General features: G+C 72.6%; 26 protein-coding genes. 11 read left to right on the forward strand and 15 right to left on the reverse strand.

Annotated features, from left to right (window positions below; all coding sequences use genetic code 11):
• Nucleotides 1–159: 159 nt before the first annotated feature.
• The gene (locus IE258_RS15590) at nt 160–354 is read right to left on the reverse strand and encodes a hypothetical protein (RefSeq protein WP_189743880.1); all 195 of its coding nucleotides are present in this window, start codon (nt 352–354) and stop codon (nt 160–162) included.
• A 176-nt stretch (nt 355–530) separates the two neighbouring features.
• Nucleotides 531–1,484 (reverse strand): ROK family protein, encoded by a 954-nt coding sequence (locus IE258_RS15595; protein ID WP_189743882.1) that lies wholly within the window; start codon nt 1,482–1,484, stop codon nt 531–533.
• Between the two features lie 214 nt (nt 1,485–1,698).
• On the opposite strand from IE258_RS15595, the gene IE258_RS15600 reads away from it, so the two are divergent.
• A complete protein-coding gene (locus IE258_RS15600; protein WP_189743884.1) occupies nt 1,699–2,775 on the forward strand; it encodes a LacI family DNA-binding transcriptional regulator in 1,077 nt (358 codons plus the stop codon).
• Nucleotides 2,776–2,837: 62 nt separating this feature from the next.
• The gene (locus IE258_RS15605; RefSeq protein ID WP_189743887.1) at nt 2,838–3,671 is read left to right on the forward strand and encodes a hypothetical protein; all 834 of its coding nucleotides are present in this window, start codon (nt 2,838–2,840) and stop codon (nt 3,669–3,671) included.
• On the opposite strand, the gene IE258_RS15610 is transcribed toward IE258_RS15605, so the two are convergent.
• The 5 genes from IE258_RS15610 to IE258_RS15630 form a co-directional block, all read right to left on the reverse strand.
• On the reverse strand, nt 3,652–4,950 hold the full coding sequence (locus tag IE258_RS15610; RefSeq protein WP_189743889.1) for a DUF6986 family protein: 1,299 nt from the start codon (nt 4,948–4,950) through the stop codon (nt 3,652–3,654). The genes IE258_RS15605 and IE258_RS15610 overlap by 20 nt on opposite strands.
• A 168-nt stretch (nt 4,951–5,118) precedes the next feature.
• Complete coding sequence (locus IE258_RS15615; protein WP_189743891.1) at nt 5,119–6,081, reverse strand: electron transfer flavoprotein subunit alpha/FixB family protein; 963 nt, start codon at nt 6,079–6,081, stop codon at nt 5,119–5,121.
• 54 nt (nt 6,082–6,135) lie between these two features.
• A complete protein-coding gene (locus IE258_RS15620) occupies nt 6,136–6,924 on the reverse strand; it encodes an electron transfer flavoprotein subunit beta/FixA family protein (protein WP_189743893.1) in 789 nt (262 codons plus the stop codon).
• A 221-nt stretch (nt 6,925–7,145) separates the two neighbouring features.
• Nucleotides 7,146–7,655, reverse strand: coding sequence for a flavin reductase family protein (locus IE258_RS15625; protein WP_189743895.1), 510 nt, complete (start codon nt 7,653–7,655; stop codon nt 7,146–7,148).
• 146 nt (nt 7,656–7,801) lie between these two features.
• Nucleotides 7,802–8,173, reverse strand: a complete 372-nt coding sequence (locus tag IE258_RS15630) for a TlpA family protein disulfide reductase (RefSeq protein ID WP_373309757.1) — start codon at nt 8,171–8,173, stop codon at nt 7,802–7,804.
• 273 nt (nt 8,174–8,446) lie between these two features.
• Between IE258_RS15630 and IE258_RS15635 the strand changes: the two genes are divergently transcribed.
• Entirely contained in the window at nt 8,447–9,175 is a 729-nt protein-coding gene (locus IE258_RS15635; protein WP_189743897.1) for a lysophospholipid acyltransferase family protein, read from the forward strand.
• A 10-nt stretch (nt 9,176–9,185) separates the two neighbouring features.
• On the opposite strand, the gene IE258_RS15640 is transcribed toward IE258_RS15635, so the two are convergent.
• The 4 genes from IE258_RS15640 to IE258_RS15655 all read right to left on the reverse strand — a co-directional run bounded on the left by IE258_RS15640 (nt 9,186) and on the right by IE258_RS15655 (nt 13,130).
• Nucleotides 9,186–9,758 carry a transglutaminase domain-containing protein gene (locus IE258_RS15640; protein ID WP_189743899.1) on the reverse strand — a complete coding sequence of 191 codons (573 nt, stop codon included), beginning with the start codon at nt 9,756–9,758 and terminating at the stop codon, nt 9,186–9,188.
• Between the two features lie 86 nt (nt 9,759–9,844).
• On the reverse strand, nt 9,845–10,915 hold the full coding sequence (locus tag IE258_RS15645) for a threonine aldolase family protein (RefSeq protein WP_189743901.1): 1,071 nt from the start codon (nt 10,913–10,915) through the stop codon (nt 9,845–9,847).
• Nucleotides 10,912–11,658 (reverse strand): SDR family NAD(P)-dependent oxidoreductase, encoded by a 747-nt coding sequence (locus IE258_RS15650; RefSeq protein WP_189743904.1) that lies wholly within the window; start codon nt 11,656–11,658, stop codon nt 10,912–10,914. Before IE258_RS15650 ends, IE258_RS15645 begins: the two co-directional genes overlap by 4 nt.
• Before the next feature lie 68 nt (nt 11,659–11,726).
• Nucleotides 11,727–13,130, reverse strand: coding sequence for a DUF6421 family protein (locus IE258_RS15655; protein ID WP_189743906.1), 1,404 nt, complete (start codon nt 13,128–13,130; stop codon nt 11,727–11,729).
• Nucleotides 13,131–13,357: 227 nt separating this feature from the next.
• Here IE258_RS15655 and IE258_RS15660 point away from each other — a divergent pair, with 227 nt between their 5' ends.
• A complete protein-coding gene (locus tag IE258_RS15660) occupies nt 13,358–14,041 on the forward strand; it encodes a glycerophosphodiester phosphodiesterase (RefSeq protein WP_159324564.1) in 684 nt (227 codons plus the stop codon).
• Nucleotides 14,042–14,067: 26 nt separating this feature from the next.
• On the opposite strand, the gene IE258_RS15665 is transcribed toward IE258_RS15660, so the two are convergent.
• Complete coding sequence (locus tag IE258_RS15665) at nt 14,068–14,607, reverse strand: GNAT family N-acetyltransferase (RefSeq protein WP_159324565.1); 540 nt, start codon at nt 14,605–14,607, stop codon at nt 14,068–14,070.
• 83 nt (nt 14,608–14,690) lie between these two features.
• On the opposite strand from IE258_RS15665, the gene IE258_RS15670 reads away from it, so the two are divergent.
• Nucleotides 14,691–15,083 carry a VOC family protein gene (locus tag IE258_RS15670; protein ID WP_189743908.1) on the forward strand — a complete coding sequence of 131 codons (393 nt, stop codon included), beginning with the start codon at nt 14,691–14,693 and terminating at the stop codon, nt 15,081–15,083.
• Between the two features lie 130 nt (nt 15,084–15,213).
• Nucleotides 15,214–15,978: a VOC family protein gene (locus IE258_RS15675; RefSeq protein WP_189743910.1), complete on the forward strand. Its 765-nt coding sequence runs from the start codon at nt 15,214–15,216 to the stop codon at nt 15,976–15,978.
• Nucleotides 15,979–16,079: 101 nt separating this feature from the next.
• Here IE258_RS15675 and IE258_RS15680 read toward each other — a convergent pair whose 3' ends face one another.
• Nucleotides 16,080–16,676 (reverse strand): MarR family winged helix-turn-helix transcriptional regulator, encoded by a 597-nt coding sequence (locus tag IE258_RS15680; protein WP_189743912.1) that lies wholly within the window; start codon nt 16,674–16,676, stop codon nt 16,080–16,082.
• A complete protein-coding gene (locus tag IE258_RS15685) occupies nt 16,673–18,367 on the reverse strand; it encodes an FUSC family protein (RefSeq protein WP_189743914.1) in 1,695 nt (564 codons plus the stop codon). Before IE258_RS15685 ends, IE258_RS15680 begins: the two co-directional genes overlap by 4 nt.
• Before the next feature lie 205 nt (nt 18,368–18,572).
• Here IE258_RS15685 and IE258_RS15690 point away from each other — a divergent pair, with 205 nt between their 5' ends.
• The 5 genes from IE258_RS15690 (at nt 18,573) to IE258_RS15710 (ending at nt 22,645) form a co-directional block, all read left to right on the forward strand.
• Nucleotides 18,573–19,175, forward strand: coding sequence for a DUF5134 domain-containing protein (locus IE258_RS15690; RefSeq protein WP_189743917.1), 603 nt, complete (start codon nt 18,573–18,575; stop codon nt 19,173–19,175).
• A 142-nt stretch (nt 19,176–19,317) separates the two neighbouring features.
• Nucleotides 19,318–20,253: a M56 family metallopeptidase gene (locus tag IE258_RS15695; RefSeq protein WP_164460216.1), complete on the forward strand. Its 936-nt coding sequence runs from the start codon at nt 19,318–19,320 to the stop codon at nt 20,251–20,253.
• A gap of 58 nt (nt 20,254–20,311) precedes the next feature.
• The gene (locus IE258_RS15700; protein WP_189743919.1) at nt 20,312–20,983 is read left to right on the forward strand and encodes a phosphatase PAP2 family protein; all 672 of its coding nucleotides are present in this window, start codon (nt 20,312–20,314) and stop codon (nt 20,981–20,983) included.
• A gap of 108 nt (nt 20,984–21,091) precedes the next feature.
• Nucleotides 21,092–21,781: an HAD family hydrolase gene (locus IE258_RS15705; protein ID WP_189743922.1), complete on the forward strand. Its 690-nt coding sequence runs from the start codon at nt 21,092–21,094 to the stop codon at nt 21,779–21,781.
• A 144-nt stretch (nt 21,782–21,925) separates the two neighbouring features.
• Entirely contained in the window at nt 21,926–22,645 is a 720-nt protein-coding gene (locus IE258_RS15710) for a TetR/AcrR family transcriptional regulator (RefSeq protein ID WP_189743924.1), read from the forward strand.
• On the opposite strand, the gene IE258_RS15715 is transcribed toward IE258_RS15710, so the two are convergent.
• A complete protein-coding gene (locus tag IE258_RS15715; protein WP_189743926.1) occupies nt 22,633–24,135 on the reverse strand; it encodes an LVIVD repeat-containing protein in 1,503 nt (500 codons plus the stop codon). The genes IE258_RS15710 and IE258_RS15715 overlap by 13 nt on opposite strands.
• Nucleotides 24,136–24,153: the final 18 nt, after the last annotated feature.

Below are 24,153 nucleotides of genomic sequence, written 5' to 3' on the forward strand. Positions count from 1 at the left end.
CTTCTGTTGGCCCCCTGTGGCTTGCCCGCTTCACCCTGCCACGGAAACCCAGCCCCGTGGAGGCGGGGAGAAAGGGCATATGACAGTGGCGCCGATGCCCCCTAGGGGGCGTCGGCGCCACGTGGTCCGCACCGGGCGCGTCGGCCCGGCCGGAGGGCGTCAGCCCAGCTGTCCCAGGGCGTCGTCGTCGAGGCTCAGGCTCTCGGTGGCGACGGTGTCCTGCAGGGTGCTGACGGTGTCGTCCACCCCGATACCGAGCGGGAGGTCGCTCGGCGCGGCGTGGGACGGGGTGACAGCCGCGACGACGAAGCCGGTGGCGAGGGATGCGAGGGCGAGCATGCTGCGCTTCTTCATGCCCCGTTCAACTACGCCGCCGCGCGGGAGGTCACGGGCTCGACCGGGGAAGCCTTCGGGGACACCGATTCGTACCGGCAGTGTCCGAGGACACCGCTTCGCACCGGCAGTCTCCGAGGACACCGAGTCGTACCGACAGCGTCCGAAGCCACCGTTTCGTACCGGCTGCCCAGGGCTCAGACGTGCGCGGCGGTCACCGAGGCCGTCCGCGAGAGCGCCGCCGCGGCCGCGCCGACCAGCCCGGCGTCCGTGCCCATCTGGGCGGGCACGACCGCGAGGCGCTGGACGAAGGACAGCGTCGCGTAGTCGGTGAGGGCCTTGCGCAGGGGGGCGAAGAGGATCTCCCCCGCCTTGGCCACTCCCCCGCCGACCACGGCGATGTCGATCTCGACGAGGGTCGCGGTGGCGGCGATACCGGCGGCCAGCGCCTGGGCGGCCCGTTCGAAGGAGGCGACGGCGACGGGGTCGCCGGAGCGAGCGGCGGCGGCGACCGCGGCGGCGGAGGTGTCGCCGTCCGGGCCGGGCCGCCAGCCGGCGTCGAGGGCGCGCCGGGCGATGTTCGGACCGCTCGCTATGCGCTCCACGCAGCCGCGCGCGCCGCACGGGCAGGGGTCGCCGTCCAGGTCGACGCTGATGTGGCCGATGTGGCCGGAATTGCCGGTCGGTCCGGGGTGCAGCCGACCGCCCAGCACCAGACCGCCGCCGACGCCGGTCGAGACCACCATGCACAGCGCGTTGTCGTGGCCACGCGCGGCGCCCTGCCAGTGTTCGGCGGCCGTGATGGCCACCCCGTCCCCGATCAGCTCCACGGGCAGCGCGCCGACGGCGTCCCGGACCCGTCGGACCAGCGGGTAGTCGCGCCACCCGGGCACGTTCACCGGGCTGACCGTGCCGGCCGACGCGTCCACGGGGCCCGCGCTGCCGATTCCGACCGCCGTGGCCCGCCCCCACAGCGGCGAAGCGGTCAGTTCCGCGAGGACGGCCTCGACGGCTCCCATCACGGTGTCACCGTCCTCCCGGGCGGGTGTCGCACGCTGTGCGCGCGCCTGGATGCGGCCGTGGCCGTCCACCAGTGCGCCGGCGATCTTGGTGCCGCCGATGTCCAGCGCTGCCACGAGGTCGGTGTGCATCAGAGTCGGATCTCCCCGTCGGACCGAAAGCGAAAAAGCCGTACAACACGAGCGCGCAGCGACCGGTCCCGTGAGGGGGACGAGGACCGGAGAGTGCGATGGACAGTGTCTCCCGCATCTGACAACGTTGTCCAGGCTCTATGCTCGACGCCACATCCTCATACAAGCCCATCACCGACACATCCCCCCGGACAGCAGGAGCCGACGCAATCCCGTGGACGACAGGACAGGACACCGCATCGTGCCCGACACGACCCGCCGCGCAAACCGCCTCCCCGGGAACCGTTACGGCAATCGCCCGACCATGAAGGACGTCGCCGCCCGGGCCGGGGTCGGCCTCAAGACCGTCTCCCGGGTGGTCAACGGAGAGCCCGGCGTCACTCCCGAGACCGAGCGCCGCGTCCAGGAGGCCATCGACGCGCTGGGCTTCCGCCGCAACGACAGCGCGCGGGTGCTGCGCAAGGGCCGCACCGCGAGCATCGGCCTGGTCCTGGAGGACCTCGCCGACCCGTTCTACGGGCCGCTCAGCCGCGCGGTGGAGGAGGTGGCCCGCGCGCACGGCGCCCTGCTGATCAACGGGTCGAGCGCGGAGGACCCGGACCGCGAGCAGGAGCTGGTCCTCGCACTGTGCGCACGGCGCGTGGACGGTCTCGTCGTGATCCCCGCCGGGGACGACCACCGGTACCTGGAGCCCGAGCTGAAGGCGGGCGTCGCCACGGTGTTCGTGGACCGTCCGGCGGGGCAGATCGACGCGGACGTGGTGGTCTCCGACAACTTCGGCGGTGCTCGCGACGGGGTGGCCCACCTGATCGCGCACGGGCACCGCAGGATCGGCTTCATCGGTGACATGCCCCGCATCCACACCGCCGCCGAGCGGTTGCGCGGCTACCGGGCGGCGATGGAGGACGCGGGCATACCGGTCGAGGACTCCTGGATGTCCCTGGGCGTCACCGATCCCGTGCGGGTGCGCCGGGCGGCCGAGGAGATGCTCGCCGACCCGCAGCCGGTCACCGCGATCTTCACCGGCAACAACCGGGTGACGGTCACCGTGATCCGGGTCCTGGCCGAGCACACCCGTGGCGTCGCCCTGGTCGGTTTCGACGACATCGAGCTGGCCGACCTGCTCCGGCCGGGCGTCACCGTGGTCGCGCAGGACGCGGCCGCCCTCGGCCGCACCGCCGCCGAGCGGCTCTTCAGGCAGTTGGACGGCACTCTGCTCGCTCCCGACCGCATCGAACTGCCGACCAGGCTGGTCACCCGGGGCTCGGGCGAACTGCCGCCGTCGGACTGACCGCACAGCCACACCACAGCCACAGCCACAGCCACAGCCACAGCCACGAGGAGCATCACGCCGTGTCGAAACCTCCCGGCGAGGACCGGACGCTGCGGGCGCTCGGGCTGGCCGGGGTGCCGCGCGAGGAGCCGTTGCTGTACCCGGGCGCGTGGCCCCGGGAGTCCGGGCTGCTGGACGGGGACCGGCTGCTGCCGCTGGACCGGCCGGTGTACGACGAGGAGGACGGCCGGGTCCCGGTGCTGGCGATCGGCTCCAACGCGAGCCCCGGTCAGCTGCGGCACAAGATGGCCGAGTTCGGCATCGACTCGCCGATCCCGATGGTCAGGTCGCGGGTCACGGGACTGGACATCGGCGTCTCCGCGCACGTGAGCCGCATGGGCTACGTGTCCGCCTCGCCGGTGGGCGCCCCCGGCACCGTACGGGAGCTGTTCGTGCTGTGGCTCGACGCCGAGCAGCTCGCGGTGATCGACGCGAGCGAGGGCGTGCCGATGGCGGGCGGCAACTTCGACCGCGTCTGGCTGCCCGCGCCCGACGTCCGCGTCGAGCCGGGCGACGGCTCGGTGCTGCGCGGCGCGTACGCGTACGTCAACCGCCACGGCGTGCTGCACGACGGCACCGGTGCGCCGCGGCGGCATCCGGGGGCGCAGCGGCCCCTGATCACCGAGTTGCTGCACGGGTCTGCTGCGCTGCGGGAGCTGTTCGGGGCGACGCCCGAGGAGTTCTGCGCCAGGGCGCGGGCCGACCGGCGGCTGTGCGACCGGGGGACGCGGCTGTTCGCCGAGGAGGAGCGGGTGACGGCGTCCGGCCTGGAGCGGTACGTGGGCTCCGGGCCGGAGGATCCCTTCGCCGGGGGCCGGACGCCGTCGGCGGACCCTACTGCGCCGATGCCGTGAGGTCGCCGCGCCGCGGGCCGGAGAAGCCCTCCAGGTCGGCTCGGGTGAGGCCGGTCAGCCGGGCGACCTCGCCGATGTCGAGGGCGCCGCAGTCCAGGCCGCGCAGCAGATAGCCGCTGAGGGCCTTGGCGGTGGCGGGTTCGTCCATGACGTCGCCGCCGGTGCGGTTGGCGTAGCGGGCGAGGCGGGCGGCGGCCTGCTCGAAGCCCTCGCGGTAGAAGGCGAAGACGGCCGCGTACCGGGTCGGGATGTGGCCGGGGTGCATGTCCCAGCCCTGGTAGTAGGCGCGGGCCAGCGCACGGCGGGTGAGGCCGTAGTGCAGCCGCCAGGCGTCGTGGACCTGCGCGGTGGGGCCGACCGGCAGGACGTTGGTCGAGCCGTCCGAGACCCGTACGCCGGTGCCGGCGGCGGCGACCTGCATGACCGCCTTGGCGTGGTCGGCGGCCGGGTGGTCGCTGGCCTGGTGGGCGGCGGAGACGCCGAGGCAGGCGCTGTAGTCGAAGGTGCCGTAGTGCAGGCCGGTGGCGCGGCCCTCGGCGGCCTGGATCATGCGGGCGACGGTGGCGGTGCCGTCGGCGGCGAGGATGGACTGGCTGGTCTCGATCTGGATCTCGAAGCCGATCCGGCCGGGCGTGAGGCCGCGCGCCTTCTCGAAGGCCTCCAGGAGCCGCACCATGGCGGTGACCTGCTCGGGGTAGGTCACCTTGGGCAGGGTGAGGACCAGCCCGTCGGGCAGCCCGCCGGCCTCCATCAGTCCGCTGAGGAAGACGTCGAGGGTGCGGATGCCCCGGGCGCGCACCGGTGCCTCCATGCACTTCATGCGGATGCCCATGTACGGGGCGGCGGTGCCCTGCTCGTACGCCTCGGCGACCAGGCGGGCGGCGCGGGCGGCGGCCTCGTCCTCCTCGGCGTCCGTACGGTTGCCGTAGCCGTCCTCGAAGTCGACGCGCAGGTCTTCGATCGGCTCGCGCTCCAGTTTGGCGCGTACGCGGGTGTACACGGGCTCGGCGAGGTCGTCGGCGAGACCGAGGACGGCGGCGAAGGAGGCGGCGTCCGGGGCGTGTTCGTCGAGCGCGGCGAGGGCCTTGTCGCCCCAGGAGCGGATCGTGTCGGCGGCGAAGACGTCACCGGGGACGTAGACGGTGTGGACGGGCTGGCGGGTGCCCGGGTCTCCGGGGTAGCGGCGCTCCAGCTCCGCGTCGACCGGTGCGAGGGAGGCACTGATCTCCTCGCCGACGGCGCCCGCGAGGCTCGTTGCCACCTTCTCCTGCTGACCCATTCGACACCCTCCTGATGTTCATTTTTCCGCTGACCGGAATCAGTTATCCGTAGAGTGAAGTTATCTGGCGAGTCTTCGCCGGTCAACACCATCCTGCGCGCACGCCGAGGCCCCCGCGACGTCCGTGGACGTCACCGGGGGCCTCGGTGTGCGGTGCGGCGAGGAGGTTCAGCCCTTGCGGGTCTTGACTTCCTCGGTGAGCTGCGGGACGACGTCGAAGAGGTCGCCGACCACGCCGTAGTCGACCAGCTCGAAGATCGGGGCCTCGGCGTCCTTGTTGATCGCCACGATCGTCTTCGAGGTCTGCATGCCCGCGCGGTGCTGGATCGCGCCCGAGATGCCGGAGGCGATGTACAGCTGCGGCGAGACGGACTTGCCGGTCTGGCCGACCTGGTTGGTGTGCGGGTACCAGCCCGCGTCCACCGCGGCGCGCGAGGCACCGACAGCCGCACCGAGCGAGTCGGCGAGCGCCTCGATGATCGCGAAGTTCTCCGCGCCGTTGACGCCGCGGCCGCCGGAGACGACGATCGCGGCCTCGGTCAGCTCCGGGCGGCCGGTCGACTCGCGCGGCGTGCGCGAGGTGACCTTGGTGCCGGTGGCGGCGGCGGAGAAGGTGACCGACAGGGCCTCGACGGCGCCGGCGGCCGGGGCGGCCTCGACGGCGGCCGAGTTCGGCTTGACCGTGATGACCGGGGTGCCCTTGGAGACGCGGGACTTGGTGGTGAAGGCGGCGGCGAACACCGACTGGGTGGCCACCGGGCCCTCGTCGCCGGCCTCCAGGTCGACGGCGTCGGTGATGATGCCCGATCCGAGACGCAGCGCCAGGCGGGCGGCGATCTCCTTGCCCTCGGCGGAGGACGGGACCAGCACGGCGGCCGGGGACACGGCGGCGACGGCGGCCTGGAGGGCGTCGACCTTCGGCACGACCAGGTAGTCGCCGTACTCGGCGGCCTCGTGGGTCAGGACCTTCACGGCGCCGTGCTCGGCGAGTGCGGCGGCGGTGTCACCGGCACCGTTGCCCAGCGCGACGGCGACGGGCTCGCCGACGCGGCGGGCCAGGGTCAGCAGCTCCAGGGTCGGCTTGCGGACGGCACCGTCCACGTGATCGACGTAGACGAGAACTTCAGCCATGGGACTTCTTCTCTCCTGCTTGCGAAAGATGAGGGGCGGTAGGGGCGGCGGGGCTCAGATGAACTTCTGACCCGCGAGGAACTCGGCGAGCTGCTTGCCGCCCTCGCCCTCGTCCTTGACGATCGTGCCCGCGGTGCGCGCCGGACGCTCGGCGGCCGACTCCACGACCGTGTAGGCGTTCTCCAGGCCGACCTCGTCCTCGTCGATGTCGAGGTCGGAGAGGTCCCAGGACTCCACCGGCTTCTTCTTGGCCGCCATGATGCCCTTGAAGGAGGGGTAACGCGCCTCGCCCGACTGGTCGGTGACCGACACGACCGCCGGCAGCGATGCCTCCAGCTGCTCCGTGGCCGAGTCGCCGTCACGGCGGCCCTTCACGACGCCGTCCTCGACCGAGACCTCGGACAGCAGCGTCACCTGCGGCACGCCCAGGCGCTCCGCGAGCAGCGCCGGGACGACGCCCATGGTGCCGTCGGTGGAGGCCATGCCGGAGACGACCAGGTCGTACCCGGCCTTCTCGACGGCCTTGGCCAGGACCAGGGAGGTGCCGATGGCGTCGGTGCCGTGCAGGTCGTCGTCCTCGACGTGGATCGCCTTGTCCGCGCCCATGGACAGCGCCTTGCGCAGGGCGTCCTTGGCGTCCTCGGGGCCCACGGTCAGGACGGTGACCTCGACGTCGTCGTCGGAGTTCTCGGAGATCTGCAGCGCCTGCTCGACCGCGTACTCGTCCAGCTCGGAGAGCAGACCGTCCACGTCGTCCCGGTCGACGGTCAGGTCATCGGCGAAGTGCCGGTCGCCAGTGGCGTCGGGCACGTACTTCACAGTGACAACGATCCTCAAGCTCACGCCGGCTCTCCTACTGCGTCGACATTTCCAGTGCTGCCTCTTGCAGGCAGCATAGGCGCCCCAAGCGGCCGATCCCGGTCGGGGCGACCTGCGCTCCGCCCGGAATATTACTCGTCAGTACACCCAGTTCCTGCCCGCTAAGCAAGCGCTTTGAACTGTGACCTTCGCAACGCAGCGTAACCGGAACTCGACGCCTGCGCAGAAGGTGTCCCGCCGACCGGTCAGTCGCGCAGACCCCGGTAACGCCCCTGGTGGTACAGGAGCGGCGCGCCGGTTCCCGCGGGGTCGCCGAGGAGTACCTCGGCCAGCACGATCCGGTGGTCCCCGGCGGGCACCCGGCCGACCACGCGGCACACGAGCCAGGCGAGCACGCCGTCCAGCACGGGCACACCCTCGGGCCCCTCCCGCCACACGGTGGGTGCCGCGAAGCGGTCGGCGCCGCTGCGGGCGAAGGTGGCCGCCAGCTCCTCCTGGTGCTCGCCGAGCACATGGACGCCGACGTGCTCCGCCTCGGACACCGCCGGCCAGCTGGAGGAGCCGGTGCCGATACCGAAGGAGAGCAGCGGCGGGCGGGCGGAGACGGAGGTGAGGGACGTGGCTGTGAAACCGACCGGTCCGCGCCGCCCCCGCGCGGTGATCACGGCGACACCCGCCGCGTGCCGCCGGAAGACGGACCGCAGCAGATCGTCGGCGGCGGGCAGCGGTGCGGTGCGGTCGGGTGTGACCGTCATACGGGGTGGTCCTTCTGCGTTGCGCCTCGATCCCGGGAACGGCGACCGGGGCATGGGGGCAGGCTGACGACGGGTGGCACACACAGTCAATTACGTCCCGGGATGCGGCGGCTGTGGAGAAGACCTCAGCACTGGCGTGGCGCTTGTCACACCGCCTCACCCAGCGCGGCGATCACGTCCGACTTGCGCGGCTGCCCGACGGCACGCCGCACGACACGGCCGTCGGCGTCCAGCACCAGCACGGTGGGGGTCCTGAGGACGTCGAGGGCGCGGACGAGTTGCAGATGGCCCTCGGCGTCGATCTCGACGTGGGCGACGCCGGGAACCAGGTCCGCCACCTCGCCCAGTACCCGCCGGGTGGCCCGGCAGGGCGCGCAGAAGGCGCTGGAGAACTGTACGAGCGTGGCGCGGGCGCCGAGTTCCGCACCGAGGTCGGCCGCGTCGAGCCGTGGGGCGGGGGCCGCCGCCCGCCTGTCGTCGTCCTGGCCGCGCACCGGCGCGCCCCCTTCCGCCGCCACCGCGGCACTCTCGGGCGCGCGTGCCCCGCGCGCCACCGGTCCGGTCCTCCGAAGGTGCAGCACTCGCACAGCGTCGGAGATTCCCGCCCGCCGCCGCATTTCGGCCACACTCGGACCGGGCAAGTGATGAGGATCTCGCCGCACACGGGCACCAAGGCTGGTACACCGGCCGTTCTTGGGGCACGATCTGCGACAAGCCGCAAACCTACGGCTGCGTAACTTTCGACTGGGAGTTCCCCTTCCCAGGCTGACAAGGAAGGGTCCGACCCGCCCATGGCAGAAATCGTCTACCGTCCGGTCATCGGTCTCGCCCGCACCATGTTCAAGGTGTGGGACCTCAAGATCGACTGCCGTGGGTCGGAAAACATCCCGCGCACGGGCGGCGCCGTCCTGGTGAGCAACCACATCAGCTATCTGGACTTCATCTTCGACGGCCTGGCCGCGCTGCCGCAGAAGCGGCTGGTGCGCTTCATGGCGAAGGAGTCCGTCTTCCGGCACCGGATCTCCGGTCCGCTGATGCGCGGGATGAAGCACATCCCGGTCGACCGCAAGCAGGGCGAGGCGGCCTACGCGCACGCCCTGGACTCGCTGAAGTCGGGCGAGATCGTCGGGGTCTTCCCCGAGGCGACGATCTCCGAGTCCTTCACCCTCAAGAGCTTCAAGTCGGGCGCCGCCCGGCTCGCGCAGGAGGCCGGCGTCCCGCTGGTCCCCATGGCCCTGTGGGGCACCCAGCGCCTGTGGACCAAGGGCCACCCGCGCAACTTCAAGCGAAGCCACACTCCGATCACCATCCGGGTGGGCGAGGCCATGGAAGCCTCGCGGGAGCAGTACGCGGGTGCCATCACCCGGCGGCTGCGCGAGCGGGTGCAGGAGCTGCTGGAGGCCGCACAGCGCGCCTACCCGGTACGCCCCAAGGGCGCCGACGACACCTGGTGGATGCCGGCCCACCTCGGCGGCACGGCACCGACGCCCGAGCAGCTGCGCACCGCCCAGGCGCACTGAGCCGGGCGCCTCAGAGCGCGGCCGGAAGAGTCTGCCACAGGTGCGGGCGGTCCGTGGCCGCCTTGAGGACGTCCAGCACCACCGGGTGCGGCGCCGCGTACAGCTCCGGGTAGTCCGCCTCGCCCGCGGCGTGGTCCGGCGTGAAGGCCAGTCGCTCCCCGCCCAGGGAGAACTGCGCGTTCACGCCGGGCTTGTTCCCGCGCGGATCCTGCCGGTGCCAGGCGCCGTCGAGCCGTACGGCGACCAGGCCGTGCACCACGTCCAGCCGCTGGTAGCAGAGCGCGGTGGGAATGTCCTCGGCCCGCAGCAGCGCGGCCAGCGCATGGGCCTTGGCGTAGCAGATGCCGGTGCGCCGCGCCAGGACGTCGGAGGCACGCCAGGTGACGCGCGGGTCCCCCGAGTCCTGTGAGTGCGGGATGGTGTCGCGCACGAACTCGAAGGCCAGTCGCGCATAGGCATACGAGTCCTCTGCCTCCTTCGCCAACCGGCCCGCCACCTCCCGCACCTGCGGATGATCGTGGTCGATGGCGTCGTCGGCAGCCAGATAGGCGGACAGGTCAGGGGTTTTCTGGATCAGCTCCATGCCCGCAGAGCATAGGAAAGCGATCACCCGCCAGTCAATGACTTTTCAGGTGACCGCATACCTATGCATAGTCGTGTGAGGGCTCGTCAGCGCGCCGTCTCCTCCTTGAGGGCGGCCACGAACGCGTCGACGTCGTCCTCGGTGGTGTCGAAGGCGCACATCCAGCGCACGTCGCCGGCGGCCTCGTCCCAGAAGTAGAAGCGGAACCGCTTCTGCAGGCGCTCGCTCACGTCGTGCGGCAGCCGGGCGAAGACGGCGTTGGCCTGCACCGGATAGAGGATCTCCACGCCGTGCACGGCGCGCACGCCCTCGGCCAGGCGCTGGGCCATCTCGTTGGAGTGCCGGGCGTTGCGCAGCCACAGGTCCTTGGCCAGCAGCGCCTCCAGCTGCACGGACACGAAGCGCATCTTGGAGGCCAGCTGCATGGACAGCTTGCGCAGATGCTTCATGTGGCGCACGGCGTCCTGGTTCAGGACCACGACCGCCTCGCCGAACAGCGCGCCGTTCTTGGTGCCGCCGAGGGAGAGCAGGTCGACGCCGACCGCGTTGGTGAACGTGCGCATGGGCACGTCCAGCGAGGCGGCGGCGTTGGCTATCCGGGAGCCGTCCAGGTGCACCTTCATGCCGTGCGCGTGGGCGTGCTCGCAGACGGCGCGGATCTCGTCGGGCGTGTAGAGGGTGCCCAGCTCGGTGCTCTGGGTGATCGAGACGACCTGCGGCATCGCCCGGTGCTCGTCGTCCCAGCCGTACGCCTGGCGGTCGATCAGCTCGGGCGTGAGCTTGCCGTCGGGGGTGGGGACGGTGAGCAGCTTGAGGCCGCCCATGCGCTCGGGGGCACCGCCCTCGTCGACGTTGATGTGTGCGCTCTCGGCGCAGATGACCGCGCCCCAGCGGTCGGTGACCGCCTGGAGCGCGACGACGTTGGCGCCGGTGCCGTTGAAGACCGGGAACGCCTCGGCGGTGGAACCGAAGTGGCTGCGGATCACCCGCTGCAGGTTCTCGGTGTAGTCGTCCTCGCCGTACGCGACCTGGTGTCCGCCGTTGGCCAGCGCCAGGGCGGCGAGCACCTCCGGGTGGGCCCCGGCGTAGTTGTCACTGGCGAAACCGCGGACCTCGGGGTCGTGATGGCGACGCGCGTCGGTCTTCGGGGGGTTCACGGCTTCTCGGTCAGCCACAGACGGTTTCCGTTCACTTCCGCGGCGGGCTTGTCCCAGACACCGGCGACGGCCTCGGCGAGGTCACGCACGTCCGTGAAGCCCGCGAACTTCGCGTTGGGGCGCTCGGCGCGCATCGCGTCGTGCACCAACGCCTTGACCACCAGGATCGCAGCCGCCGACGTCGGCCCCTGTTCGCCCCCCGCCTTGCGGAAGTAGTCCGCCATGGCCAGGGTCCACGCCTCGGCGGCGGCCTTGGCGGCCGAGTAGGCGGCGTTGCCCGCGGTGGGGCTGGAGGCTCCCGCGGCGCTGATCAGGACGTAGCGGCCGCGGTCGCTGCGCTGGAGCGCCTCGTGGAAGGCGAGGGAGGTGTGCTGCACGGTGCGGATGAGCAGCTTCTCCAGGAGGTCCCAGTCGCCGAGTTCGGTCTTGGTGAAGCTCTTGCTGCCGCGCCAGCCGCCCACGAGGTGGACCATGCCGTCGACGTGGCCGAACTCCTGCTCGGTGCGGTCGGCCCAGGCCCGGGTGGAGTCCAGGTCGAGCAGGTCGACCGTCTCGCCGGTGACGGTGGCGCCGCCGTGCGCGTAGCGCGCCGCGTCCACCGCCTCCGCGAGCCGCTCCGGGTCGTTGTCCGCACCGACGACGGTCGCACCCGCCTCGGCGAGCCGCAGCAGCGCGGCCCGTCCGGCGGGTCCGCCCGCACCGGCCACCGCGATCACCGCGCCGTCGAGCGCCCCGTTCCCCATGGTCCTCGCCTCCCGAGCCTGCTGAGCCTGTGCCTGCCGTGCGTGTTCCTGCCCGTTGCCGCCGTCGCTCACGCGGCGGCTCGCTCGGCGCCGTCCGCCGCCGCGGTGATACCCCGGGTCGAGGCGATCACCTTCTTGAGCTTCTTGGACAGGGCCTCGTAGAACATGCTCAGCGGAAACTCGTCCGGAAGCACGTCGTCGACGAGTTTGCGCGGCGGGAGGGTCAGGTCCAGGGCGTCGGGGCCCTTGGCCCACTTCGAGCCCGGGTGCGGGGACAGGTAGGTGGAGACCAGCTCGTAGCCGGCGAACCAGTGGACGATCTTCGGGCGGTCGATGCCGTCGCGGTAGAGCTTCTCGATCTCGGCGCACAGCTGGTTGGTGACCTGCGGGGCGCGCTGCCAGTCGATGGAGAGCTTGTTGTCGGTCCAGCGGACGACGTCGTGCTTGTGCAGGTAGGCGAAGAGGAGCTGGCCGCCGAGGCCGTCGTAGTTGCGCACCCGCTCGCCGGTCACCGGGAAGCGGAACATGCGGTCGAAGAGCACCGCGTACTGCACGTCGCGGGCCTGCGGGACACCGTCGTCCGCCAGCTTCACCGCCTCCTTGAAGGCGGTGAGGTCGCAGCGCAGCTCCTCCAGGCCGTACATCCAGAACGGCTGGCGCTGCTTGATCATGAACGGGTCGAAGGGCAGGTCGCCGTGGCTGTGGGTGCGGTCGTGGACCATGTCCCACAGCACGAACGCCTCTTCGCAGCGCTTCTGGTCGTCGACCATGGCGGCGACGTCCTCGGGCAGCTCCAGACCCAGCAGGTCCACGGCGGCGTCGGTGACGCGGCGGAAGCGGGCGGCCTCGCGGTCGCAGAAGATGCCGCCCCAGGAGAAGCGCTCGGGGGCCTCGCGCACGGCGATGGTCTCCGGGAAGAGGACGGCCGAGTTGGTGTCGTAGCCGGCCGTGAAGTCCTCGAAGGTGATGCCGCAGAACAGCGGGTTGTCGTAGCGGGTGCGCTCCAGTTCGGCCAGCCAGTCGGGCCAGACCATGCGCAGCACGACCGCTTCGAGGTTGCGGTCCGGGTTGCCGTTCTGCGTGTACATCGGGAAGACGACCAGGTGCTGGAGGCCGTCCGCGCGGTTCGCGGCGGGCTGGAAGGCCAGCAGGGAGTCGAGGAAGTCGGGCACCCCGAAGCCGCCGTCGGCCCAGCGGGCGAGGTCGGTCACCAGGGCCTCGTGGTAGGCGCGGTCGTGCGGCAGCAGCGGGGAGAGCTCGCGCACGGCCTCGGTGACGCTGCGTACGGCGTCCTCGGCGGCGGCCCGCTCGGGGGCGCCCTCGGCGTCGAAGTCGATCGACCCGTCCTTGGACTGCCATGGCCGGATCCGCTCCACGGCATCCTTGAGCACGGGCCACGCCGGGTGCTCCACCACCCTGCTCGCCGGAGGAACGTTCTCCTCCGCACCCACCTGCACAAGAATTTCCGTCATGTCCCATCCTCCACGGGAGAAGCTTGCGTCAGGACACCGTAGCCATAGGACGTTTCTCCTATCAAGGGGAGGCTCCGTAAATTATCCTGCCTCACCCCGGGCTCAGCCGCATTTTTTCCTGTCGAGCGCCGGATTCGTATACCCGGCGCGGCAGGGGGGAAACGGTCCGGCAGGGCCGTTAGGCTGCCGCCCTGCCCACGCCGACGTCGACGGAAGCGAGTCGAGCCTTGAACTTCCTCACCATCGGTCACCGCGGAGCGATGGGTGTCGAACCCGAGAACACCCTGCGTTCCTTCGTCGCCGCCGAGCAGGCCGGCCTCGACGTCGTCGAACTGGACCTGCACCTGAGCAAGGACGGCGCGCTCGTGGTCATGCACGACGCGGACGTGGACCGCACCACCGACGGCACCGGTGCGATCGCCGACAAGACCCTCGAGGAGCTGCGGGCGCTGGACGCCGGGCGCGGGGAGCGGGTCCCGGTCTTCGAGGAGGCGCTGGACGCCGTCTCGGTGCCGTTGCAGGCCGAGATCAAGGACGCGGCGGCCGCACGGGTCCTGGCCGAGGTGATGCTCCGCCGGGACCTGGTGGACCGGGTGGAGGTGATCTCCTTCCACGACGAGGCCATCGTCGAGATCGCCCGGCTCGTGCCGGGGGTGCGGACCGCGCTGGTGGCGCAGTACTACGGCCCCGAGGTCGTGGACCGCGCGGTGGCGGCGGGCGCCCGGACCCTGTGTCTGGACATCAACAGGGTCACGCTGGAGATCGTGCAGAAGGCCCGCAAGGCGGGTCTGCGGGTCTTCTGCTGGACCGTGAACACCCAGGACCACCTGCGGCTGGTGCGCGCCCTCGGCCTGGACGGCGCGACGACCGACTACCCGGAGATCAAGCGCACCGGGCGCTTCACGGCCTGAGCGGCGTCAGTGACCACCGCGGCGCGTCACACCAGCGGCTTGACCAGCAGCTCGAACCGGAGGTCGTCGCGCTGCGGGATGCCGAAGCGCTCGTCGCCGTACGGGAAGGGGGTCGTCTTTCCCGTACGGCGGTAGCCGCGGCGCTCGTACCAGGCGATGAGGTCCTCGCGCACGGAGATCACGGTCATGTGCATCTCCGTGACGCCCCACGTCGCGCGGGCCTGCCGCTCCGCCTCCGCGATGATCGCCTTGCCGAGTCCCGCGCCCTGGAGCGCCGGGCTGACGGCGAACATTCCGAAGTAGGCGTGGGCCTCGCGGTGCTCCAGCTGGCAGCAGGCCACGATCCGGCCGTCCCGCTCCACCGTCAGCAGCCGGCTGTCCGGCGCCTTGACGACCTCCAGCACGCCCTGCGGGTCGGTGCGCTGCCCCTCGAGGATGTCCGCCTCGGTGGTCCACCCGGCCCGGCTCGCGTCGCCCCGGTACGCGGACTCTATGAGCGCCACGAGCGCGTCCACGTCGGCGTCGGTGGCGTCGCGGTAGGTCAGCGGGCTGTCGGCGGTGTCCATGGGGCGTCTCCGGTTCGTTCTGGGCGCGGCGCGGGCACCGATGAGCGTAACGCCGTTGCAGGCCGCCATTAGGGTCGGGACGCATGGTGCACGTACTCAGCAGCCGGACCCTGCTCCGCCCCACCGACCCCGACCGCTCCCGCGCGTTCTACGGAGAGCAGCTCGGTCTCGCCGTCCACCGGGAGTTCGGCACGGGTCCCGAGCGGGGCACCGTCTACTTCCTCGGCAACGGCTTCCTGGAGGTCTCCGGCCGCTCCGAGGCTCCCCTCACCCCCGGGCTGGCCCTGTGGATCCAGGTCGAGAACGCGGCGGCCGCCCACGAGGAACTGCGCGCCAAGGGCGTCGAGATCGTGCGGCCGCCGGTCGAGGAGCCGTGGGGGCTGGTCGAGATGTGGATCACGGATCCGGACGGCACTCGGATCGTGCTGGTGGAGGTGCCCGCGGAGCATCCGCTGCGCTACCGGCCCGGGATCTGAGCCTCGGGGTCGGTACCGCGACCGGGGGCGTACGTGCCGGATGGCCGCGGCCCCGGCCGGGCCTTAGCGTGCTGAAGAGGGACGGAGGGGGGCGGACGGCCCACGGCCCCGGCGGAAGGACGCCACCACGATGAAGCTCCACGAACCGGTGACCGGCGGGCCCTGCTGGGCGGAGCTGGGGACCACCGACCTCGAAACGGCCAAGCGGTTCTACACCAAGCTGTTCGGCTGGTATCCCGAGACGGACCCGCGGCAGCAGGCGGGCGGCTACACGATCGCCAGGATCGACGGCGCGGCGGTCGCGGCCCTGACGCCGCTGTACCAGCAGGGGCAGCCGGTCGCCTGGAACGTGTCGTTCGCCGTGCGCGACGCCGACGCGGCCGTACGGCAGGTGACCGCGGCCGGCGGAGTGGCCCTCCAGGGGCCCACCGACGTCTTCGACGCGGGCCGGTTCGCGGTTGCCTCAGATCCGACCGGGGCGGTGTTCCAGTTGTGGCAGGGGAACTCGTTCACCGGTGCCGGGTTGTTCAACGCGCCCGGCTCGCTGGGCTGGGTGGAGCTGCTGACCCGGGAGCCCGACCGGGCCGCCGACTTCTACACGACGGTGTTCGGCTGGAGCGTCGGCGCCTCGGACCGCTATCCCCAGTGGGGGATCGACGGGGCGGACTTCGGCGGCATGGTGACGATGGACGAGAAGTTCCCGCACGAGGTGCCGGCGCACTGGCTGCCGTACTTCGCGGTGGCGGACGTGAACACCGTCGCGGTCGACACGACCGACGGCGGCGGCACCGTGCTCATGGAACCGACCTCCGTGCCCGACGGGCCGCGCATCGCGGTGCTGCGGGACCCGCAGGGCGCGATGTTCGGCGTGTACCGGGCCGGCGACGAACGCTGACGCGCCCTGCGTGCGGCAGGGCCGCCCCCCGTTGTCCCGGCAAGCCGCCGAGCAGCGCCGCCGACTCGCCCCGCGCGCGGCACGCCGCCCCACGGGGCGCCTCAGGCCCGCAGCGCGTCCAGGCGGCCCTCCAGCTGGCCCAGCAGGCCGCCGAGCAGCGCCGCCAGCTCGCCCTGCCGGGGCGCGTCCACGCCGGACAGGACGGCCGATTCGTAGGCGAGCTGTTCGGGCAGGATGCCGTCGACGAGGTCGCGTCCGGCGTCCGTCAGGCGGACGTGGGCGACCCGGCGGTCGCGGGTGTCGCCGCGCCGCTCGACCAGGCCGCGCTCGGTGAGCTGCTTGAGGCGCTTGGTCACGGCGGCGCCGGAGGAGAAGGTCTCCCGGGCCAGGTCACCGGGGGTCAGCTCGTGCCCGGTGCGGCGCAGCGCGCCGAGCAGGTCGAACTCGGCCCGACTGAGACCCGCCCGGCGCAGCGGGGCGTCCTCGGCCTGCTGGAGGAGGGCGGCACAGCGGTTGATGCGGCCGATGATCTCCATCGGCCCGGTGTCGAGGTCCGGACGGACGGCGCGCCACTGCCGTACGACCGCCGCCACGGTGTCGCCGCCCGGCCCCGTACTGCCGTCGCCCGGCCCCGTACTGCCGTCTCCGGACCCGGCACCGGCTCCCCCGTCGCTCGCTCCCCCGTCGGTTGCGGTCATGGCCGTACGTCCTCCGTTCTCGTGCCCGCGCCCCGGTCCGGACGCACTGCCTGGCGTCGCACCGCCTCGGCGAGCGTACGGTGTCCGGACCGCTCGGCGAGCACGACCCTCTCCTGGGGCAGTGCGCGCCCCCACCATTCACCCGCCGCCCCGTCGGCGGTGGCCCGCAGGTCCGTCAGCGCGACGGCCAGACCCCGGCGGGCGGACTCCAGCGCACCGGGAGCGGGGGCGGGCTCGGCGAGGAGGCGCGCGGCGCGCTCCCGGGCGCGGTCGGCCGCGGTCACCGCCTGTTCGACGCGGTTCCCGGCGCGCCGGTTGGTGACGACGACGGCGGCGAGGAAGCCGACCAGGGCGCCGACGACGGTGTCCACGGCCCGCTCGGTCATCAGGTCGCCGGTGGCCTGGTAGCCGGCGAACTCGGTGACCAGCAGGGCCATCGGGGTGACGCAGACGCTGCCGAGCCAGTAGTTGCGGGTGATGAGGGCCTCGGCGCCGAAGTTGAGGGCGAGGCAGCACAGGACGAGCAGCGCCTGCCCGAGGTGCGCGAGCGGGGCTATGGCGGCGAAGAGCAGCACTCCCGCGAGGTTGCCGACCACTCGCTGCACGGCCCGGCTCCAGGTCAGGGTCAGGTTGGCCTGGTAGAGCGCGGCGGCGGTGACCAGCGCCCAGTAGGGCCGGCCGATGCCGAGGGCCAGGGAGGCGTACCCGGCCAGCGCGCAGCCGAGGGCGGTGCGGGCGGCGATCGGGGCCAGGGGGCCGAGCCGCCGCCACAGGGGCGCGGGGCGGGCGGCGAGTTCGGCGTCCACGCCGAGGAGTTCGTCGGTGTCCGCCGGGGCGTCGCCGGTGCGGGGGATCCGGCCGGCGCCGCGCAGGGCGCGGGCCCAGGTGCGCAGCCGCTCCGGGTCGGTGTCGGCGGGGGCGGCGAGCGCGACCTCGGCACGGACGACGAGGCGTTCCAGGGCGTGCCGGGTGGCGGCGCGGGCGCCCGTGGTCGGCAGGGCGAGCAGTGTCTGCCAGGCGGCCTGTACGGCGGCGTATCCCGCGGCGCGCGCGGGGGCGTGGTCCTCGTCCGCGCCGGTGCCGTGGGCGGCGGCGTACGCGGCGGCGGCGTTCAGGGCCTGGGCGGTGGCCCGGCGCTCCGGGCCGTGCGGGCGGACCGGGGCGGGCGCCATGCCGACGAGCCAGGCCCAGACACCCGCGGCTGCGGCCAGCGCCAGGTGCCCGGGGATCTGGCCGAGGCTCTGCGGGACGAAGAGGGCGGCGGAGCTGATGAAGGTCAGGACCACGTTGCCCGGCGGGCCGACCCGGGTGGCGTCGCACAGGGCCTTCTGCACGGCGGCCAGCAGCGCGCCGACGGTGACGAGGACGACGGCGTCGCGGGTGAGCGAGGCGGTGACCAGGGCGACGGCGAGGCCGCCGATCATGCCGAGCACCACCCACGCCAGGGTGCGGGCGCGGGCGGCGTAGGGGCGGTTGTGGGCGTAGAGCGCGCACAGGGACCCGGCCATCGTGTACATCGCCAGGTCGAGCCGGCCGAGCGCCAGCAGGAGCAGGTTGGGAGGGGCGACGGCGGCGACCGAACTGAGGGCGGGCTTGAACCAGATCTCGGAGGGTCGTCGCAGGCGCAGCACGCCTGTCAGGGAAAGCCGGCGGACCGGTGAGGTGCCGGAGGTGGGGGTCGCACTGCTCATGGAATTTACCTTAACAAGTGTTTTACCTGTAAACCAAATGCCGGTGCACTCCCGTCCCCGTCACCGGCCGGCGGCGACGGTCCTCGGCGGCGAGGGGGCGTGCGCTCCCCCGGGATGCCCCCGCGTACACCCTTGCGCTCGCGTGCGCGCCGCATGGCCCGGGCAGTCCTTGACAGACCGTGGACCGCCGAACGGGGAGGTGCGTGTGCACGGATCGGCGTCACCCGGATGGCTGCTGGTCGCGCTGTGCGCGGCGACCGGCGCCTACTGCCTGCTGCGGATGCGCAGCAGCGTCGAGGAGCAGCGCAGAGCCGCGGGCGGCGAGGCCCTCATGGGGTTCGGCATGGCCGCCATGGCCGTGCCCGCCGCGGTGTTCACCCCGCCGGCCTGGGTCTGGCCCGCGTACGCGGTGGTGTTCGGGGCCGCGGGGCTGCGGGCGTTGTGGGCGGCCCGGTCCGGGCGCCACCACCTGCACCACCTCGTGGGAGCCGCGGCGATGGTCTACATGGCGGTGGTGATGGCCGGCTCCCCCGCCCACGCGCACGGGCACGGCGCGTCCGGCACACCGCTGTTGACCGGGGTGCTGCTGCTCTACTTCGCGGGATACGTGCTGCTGACCGGCGTACGTCTGATACCCGTCGTGACGGTGGCCGGTGGCGGCCCGGGGGCGCCGTCCCTGCCCGCACCGGGCGGCGGCGCGGGGGCCGGCGTCCGTGCGGGGGCCGGGTGGGGCGACCGGCCGGAGCTGGCGCGGGCCTGCCGGCTCTCCATGGCGATCGGGATGCTGGCCATGCTGCTGCCGCTGTGACACCAGCGGCCGGGGCCGTCACGCCCGGACTCGCCGGGCCCGGGGTCCGCCGTGCCCAGGGCATGCCGTGCGCAATCGTTGCCTGCGTCACTTTGCGTCTCGGGCCGTACTGCCGACGGCGCGGCGCTCATAGGCTGCCCCCATGATTCTCCCCGCGGCACTGCTGCTGCTCGGCGCGCTGACCGCCGTGCTCGCCCCCAGGCTGCTCGCCCGGGCCGACTGGCCGGATCGCGAACCGGTGGTCGCCCTGTGGGTCTGGCAGTGCGCGGTGGCGGCGGTGATCGTGTGCTGCGCGCTGTCGATGACGTTGAGCGCGGCGGCGGCCTGGCACGCGGTGGGCGGGCCCGTCTTCGCGACCGCTCCCGGCCCGGTGGTCGAGGCCTACGCCCTGGGCACCTCCGGCCTCTGGGCGGACACGACCGCCGTCACGCTGGCCTGCGGCGGGCTGTGGAGCGCCGTGATGCTCGCCCGGGAGGTCGTACGGGCCCGCTCCCGGCGCCGGCTGCGCCGGGCGGAGCTGCGGCACCGCGCTCCGCTGCTGCCCGGCGAGGAGCCCGGCCCGGGGCCGCTCGTCGTCCTGGAGGGCGAGCGGCCGGACGCCTGGTGGCTGCCCGGCGCTCCCCCTCAGCTGGTGGTCACCACCGCTGCGCTGCGCCGTCTCAAGGGACGGCAGCTGGACGCGGTGCTCGCGCACGAGAAGGGGCACGCGCAGGCGCGGCACGACTGGCTGCTGCACTGCTCCGCGGCGCTGGCGGACGGTTTTCCGCAGGTACCGGTGTTCGCCGCGTTCCGCGACGAGATGCACCGCCTGGTCGAACTCGCCGCCGACGACGTGGCCTCCCGCCGCTTCGGCCGGCTGACGACCGCCCTGGCCCTGGTCGAACTCAACGAGGACCGCGGGGTCTTCGGCCCGTGCCCGACCGCGCGTGCCGACGTCCCGCAGCGGGTCCACCGGCTGCTCACCCCGCCGAACCGCCTCACGGCGGCCCGGAGGCTGCGGCTGACGGCCGCGGCCGCGCTGGTGCCGGTCGTCCCGGTCCTGCTGGCGTTCGCGCCGGGGCTGCGGGCGTTGGGCTAGGGCGGCCTTCCCACCAGGGCAGTGGCCCCGGAGGCACCGGTTCGGCGAGGATCGCAGCATGCAGACGCCGCCGGTCGACTCCCCGCCCGCCCCGCCGCAGCCACGCACCGCCCTCCGCGTCACCTGGGTACTGACCGTGTGCTCCGTACTCCTGCTCACCCTGGTGGCCGTCGAATGGCGCCCGTTGGTGCGGTTCGACGAGGGCATCGCCGACACGACCCACCGCTGGGCCGTCGAACAGGGCGGCATCACCCGGGCCATGCGGATCCTCACCGACTGGGTGTGGGACACCTGGACGATGCGCCTGCTGTGCGCGGTGGTGGTGCTGTGGCTGTGGTGGCGCCGCGCGGACCGGTGGACGGCCGTCTGGCTGGGGACGACCTGTCTGCTGGGCAGTCTCCTGCAACAGGCCCTCAAGGCGGCGGTGGACCGTCCCCGCCCGGTCTGGCCCGATCCGGTGGACTCCGCGCACTACGCGGCCTTCCCCTCGGGGCACGCGATGACCGCGACGTTCGTGTGCGGCCTGCTGGTGTGGCTGCTCCACCACTACGGCGCCGGGCGCGACCTGCGCCGTACCGGTCTGGCCGTCGCCGTGGTCTCCGTGGCGGGGGTCGGCGTGACCCGGGTGTGGCTCGGCGTCCACTGGGCCACGGACGTCCTCGGCGGCTGGCTCCTGGGCGCCCTGGTCGTGGCCCTCGCGGTGCTGGTGCACCGGCGTCGGCATCCGTGAGCGGCGCGGTGTTCCGCCGGGCGGATCACCACGCACACCGCGCCGGCCCGGTGGTCGCCGATGCGGCCGCCGCTGTCGCTGTCGTCGTCGCCGCCTAGGATCCGGGCCATGACCGCCGTTCTGTTCGACTTCTCGGGAACCCTGTTCCGTATCGAATCCACCGAAGCCTGGCTGCGCGCGGCGCTCGACGGCGCCGGAGTGGAGCTTGCCGCACCGGAGTTGGCCCGGACGGCCGAGGCGCTCCAGCGGGCGGGGGCGCTGCCCGGCGGCGCACCGCCGCTGCGGGTGCCGGATGAACTCGCCGAGGTGTGGGAGGTCCGCGACGACAGCTCCGCGCTGCACCGGGCCGCCTACACCGGGCTCTCCCGGCAGGTGCCGCTGCCCCGCCCGGACCTGCACGACGCGCTGTACGAGCGGCACATGGCGCCGGACGCGTGGAGTGCCTACGCCGACGCCGCCGAGGTGCTGGACACGTTGCGCGGGCGCGGAATCGCCGTCGGGGTGGTCAGCAACATCGGCTGGGACCTGCGTCCGGTGTTCCGCGCGCACGGCCTCGACCGGTACGTGGACACGTACGTCCTGTCGTACGAGCACGGGATCCGCAAGCCCGATCCCCGGCTGTTCCGCGTCGCCTGCGCGGCGCTGGGGGTGGCGCCGGAGCGGACGCTGATGGTCGGCGACGACCGGCGGGCGGACGGCGGCGCGGCGGCGCTCGGGTGCGGGGTGCACTTCGTCGACCACCTGCCGGTGGCCGAGCGCCCGGCCGGGCTGCGGCCGGTGCTGGACCTGGTCACGTAGCCCGAGGCAACTACCGGGTGACCGCGTCCGCCTCGGACGATCCCCCGTGTCGCCCGAGGCAGACGATGGCCGGAACGGTCCCGGAGGACCGTCCGCCTGCGCCGAGTATAGTTGGCTGGCAACCAGTCAACGCAGGAGTACAGCATGTCCCCGCGCAGCGCCTCGGTCAATGAAGAATTGCGGCGGCGCTCGAAGGAGCGTCTTCTGCAGGCCGCCGTGGAGCTGGTGGGCGAGCGCGGGTACGAGGCGACCACGCTGGGCGACATCGCGGACCGCGCGGGCTCGGCCCGGGGGCTGGTCTCGTACTACTTCCCCGGCAAGCGCCAGCTGGTGCAGTCCGCCGTGCACCGGTTGATGCACCGCACCCTGGAGGAGGTCCTGGAGCGCGAGCCGCGCACCGGTGAGGGGCGCGAGCGGCTGGCGCGGGCCATCGACGCGATCCTGGGGCTCGCCCGGGACCGGCCGGTGCTCATGCGCCAGCACATGGCGGGGCTGCTCCAGGCGGAGGTGGGCTTCGTGCCGTGCCCGGAGCAGCGGCGGCTGGCGGAGCTGCTGAGGGACACGGTGGCCCGGCACGGCTCGCGGGACGTCGACCGCGACTACCCGATGCTGCGCGCGCAGCTGATGGGCGCCGTCTTCGCCGCTCTCGTGCCGGGGGTGCCGATGCCGGTGCCGGAGTTGCGCGCCGAGCTGTTCGAGCGCTACCGGCTGGACTGGAAGCTGGGTGTCCCGCCGGACGCCGAAGCGCCCGGCGGGACGATGTGCGACCCCGACCTGTCGCGGTTCTTCGCGACCGGTGTACTCGATCGGCCGGAAGGGACGGAGCGGCGGGACCGGACGGACCCGACCGCTCAGTCGAAGTAGTCCGGCTGCGTCTGCGTGTTGAGCTCCCGCAGGTGGACCCGCTCGGCCGGGTCGGTGCGCCGGTCGCTGAGCTTGAGGACGTCGAAGCCCTTCGCGATGTCGTTCGAGTAGATGTAGCCGTTGTAGTAGTACGCCGACCACGAACCGCCGGTGGTCATCGTGTCGGTGGTCAGCGGGCCCCGCTCGAAGTAGGCGATCTCCTTGGGCCGCGAGGAGTCGGTGAACTCCCAGACGGAGATGCCGCCCTGGTACCAGGCCTGGACCATGATGTCCTTGCCCTTGACCGGGATCAGCGAGCCGTTGTGGGCGACGCAGTTCTCGGTGTCCGCCTGGTGGCGCGGGATCTTGAAGTAGCTGCGGAAGACCAGCTTGCGGTGGTCGCCCCGGCCGACGATGTCGTAGATGCCGTCGGCGCCGCGGTTCGGGCCGATCTCGGCGTTGCAGGTGGCGGCGCCGCCGCCGCCCAGCTCGTCGGTGAACACGACCTTGTTCGCCTTCTGGTTGAAGGTCGCCGAGTGCCAGAACGCGAAGTTCACGTTGTCCTGGACGCGGTCGATGACCTTCGGCCGCTCGGGGTCCTTGATGGAGAACAGGATGCCGTCGCCCATGCAGGCGCCCGCCGCGAGGTCCTCGGAGGGCAGGACGGTGATGTCGTGGCAGCCGGTGGTCTTGGAGACGCCCGGGTTGGTGGGTCCGCCCGGGTTGCCGCCGCCGTCGGGGCCCTCACCGGGGAACAGCACCGGGAAGCCCACGAGGGCCGCCCGCTCGGGTGCCTTGCGCGGCACCTTGATCACGGAGATCCCGTCGTGCGGCGGCTGGCAGTCCGGGTACGCGGCGTTCGGCGAGTACGAGGAGACGTAGATGTAGACGTTCTTGCGCTCGGGCACCAGCGTGTGGGTGTGGGAGCCGCAGGCGGTCTCGACGGCGGCGACGTACTTCGGGTTCCGCTTGTCGCTGATGTCGAAGACCTTCATGCCCTCCCAGGAGGACTTCTCGGTCGCGGGCTGCGTGGTGCTGTTGCAACTGCTGTCGCTGCGCGAGGAGTCGGTCGACAGGAACAGCAGGTCCCCGGAGACGGAGATGTCGTTCTGGGAGCCCGGACACAGCACCTGGGCGACGGTCTTCGGCTTCTTCGGGTTCTTGATGTCGAAGATGCGGAAGCCGTCGTAGTTCCCGGCGAAGGCGTACCGGCCCTGGAAGGCCAGGTCCGAGTTGGTGCCGGGCAGTGCGTCCTTGGGGATGTTGGTGAGGTGCTCGATGTTGTCCGAGTGGACGATCTCGTCCTGGCCGGGTATCTCGCCGCTCTCGATCGCGTCGCGCACCTCGGCGCGCGCGCTCTTGGACACCTCCTTCGACGTGGCCGGAGCATCCCCGGGGTCGGGGGTGGCCACGGCAGGGCCGGCGGTGAGCAGCGCGGACAGGAGTCCGGCGGCGGCAGCCGCGACTCCCAGGCGTCTGCGCCGCGTTCGCGGGTCGCTCAACAGGGTCACTGTTTCCTCCCAACGTCC

Source organism: Streptomyces tendae (assembly GCF_014650435.1).
Lineage (GTDB): Bacteria > Actinomycetota > Actinomycetes > Streptomycetales > Streptomycetaceae > Streptomyces > Streptomyces tendae.